The following is a 255-nucleotide window of genomic DNA, read 5'->3' on the forward strand; positions in this document are numbered from 1 at the left end:
CTTTCGGCGTGGGTGTTTTTCACACCCATTGTCGTTACTCATGTCAGCATTCGCACTTCTGATACCTCCAGCAAGCTTCTCAACTCACCTTCACAGGCTTACAGAACGCTCCTCTACCGCATCACTTACGTGATACCCGTAGCTTCGGTGTATGGTTTGAGCCCCGTTACATCTTCCGCGCAGGCCGACTCGACTAGTGAGCTATTACGCTTTCTTTAAAGGGTGGCTGCTTCTAAGCCAACCTCCTAGCTGTCT

The 255-nt window shown here is 51.0% G+C and carries 1 rRNA gene; it reads right to left on the reverse strand.

The features are described 5' to 3' along the window. Positions 1-255: ribosomal RNA gene (locus L6D74_RS29925) — 23S ribosomal RNA — on the reverse strand; the annotation flags it as partial.

The organism is Pseudomonas pharyngis (assembly GCF_021602345.1).
Taxonomy (GTDB): domain Bacteria; phylum Pseudomonadota; class Gammaproteobacteria; order Pseudomonadales; family Pseudomonadaceae; genus Aquipseudomonas; species Aquipseudomonas pharyngis.